Here is a 1,304-nt window from a genome sequence, read left to right as displayed (position 1 = left end):
GGCCGAATTTGAATTCTTTTCTGAACAAAACCCCCTACTATCTGTTGTCAAGGTTCAGTTTTTAGCTTGGTTATCGCTTTTTCCATTGTAGCTTAAAGCCGTCCTAAAAGGACGGGGTTTTAACCCAAATTTTCGATAAATACTAAAAAATCAACAAAACCCTTAGGGAGCGTCTCAGAAAAAATTGAAAAGAGGCTACTGGGTACATTTTTCGCTTGAAAATGTCTGTACCGTTGACTGTATCTGGAGTAGAGCGATTCCGTAGAGTTGGCTGTATAGTGATCGCTAACCAGATTGTAACAGATAGTGTGATTAATCTCTAGAGTAAGCGATTTCCTCTGTAGCCATGTTTTTGCTGGTTTTCTGCCCCGAAACAAGCTATAATGGTCGAGGGGTCAAATTTGAAAATTTTTGCCTCAAACCCTATCTGCGTAAGAACTTCAGGATTTGGCATCCAGTAGTTCATTGGTATTTTATTGCTTGAACTCAGGCTCTGTAAGACTTTTAGCCATAGCTAGTATGTTTATACGGAGGAAGTCCAGTTATCCATGACTACAATGCACAGCAAAGCAAAGGATTAAGCCCCCATCGCTACTACCGAATCACCCCCCTCTTAGGCTTCGCAGAACAACAACAGGAAGCTTATGCTTTGAAAGACCCCTAGTGGCAGTAGGAGAAGATTCTCCCACTGCCGGCAAACTTAAATGATCTCTCAATCTAGATCACTACCACTGGTCTGGCGGCAGCAATGTTGTAACCACTCAGTTGAATGATCGCATCACTAGCGGCTTGGAAACCGGCCGCTCCATTATTGAGAGCGATAAAAGTACCACTTTGACCTGTCACGTTAAAGGCCGCCGCCGTGTTAGCAGCAAAGGCCGCATTAGTCAAGACCAACTGAATCGCCGCTTCGGTTAAAGCAGTAGCTGTGCCTTTCGATGCGGTCAAAGTGATTGGCGCAATAGACCCAGGGGCATTAATGCTATCAAGACTAGCACCCGTGCCACTGTAGCCTTGAATAACATCAAAGCCACTCAGCAGCGAATCACCGAGGGAATTGTAGGTCAAAGTATCCAATCCCGTGCTTCCCGTTAGGGTATCTTTGCCAAGACCGCCTGTCAGGTTATCATTACCCGCTCCACCATCGAGGGTATCATCACCTTCTAAACCGCTAAGGGTGTCATTACCTCCCACTCCAGCCAGGGCATCGGCAAAGCTTGTCCCGACCAAGTTGTTATTAGCTGAGTTACCATCATTGTCAAGAATGGTGGCCGTAGCCGTGTCGGGTCCACTGATAGTGTAGC

Annotated in this window: 1 protein-coding gene; it reads right to left on the bottom strand. The window is 45.9% G+C overall.

What is annotated here, in order from left to right; translation table 11 throughout:
* Nucleotides 1–717: 717 nt before the first annotated feature.
* The coding region (locus O9332_RS02775; RefSeq protein WP_288023537.1) for a calcium-binding protein at nucleotides 718–1,304 on the bottom strand (587 nt) is incomplete at its 5' end.

The sequence above is a fragment of the Microcystis sp. LE19-10.1B genome, assembly GCF_027530565.1.
GTDB lineage: Bacteria > Cyanobacteriota > Cyanobacteriia > Cyanobacteriales > Microcystaceae > Microcystis > Microcystis aeruginosa.
The sequence above is the reverse complement of the archived record's forward strand: the minus strand, read 5'-3'. Positions and strand labels throughout refer to the sequence as shown.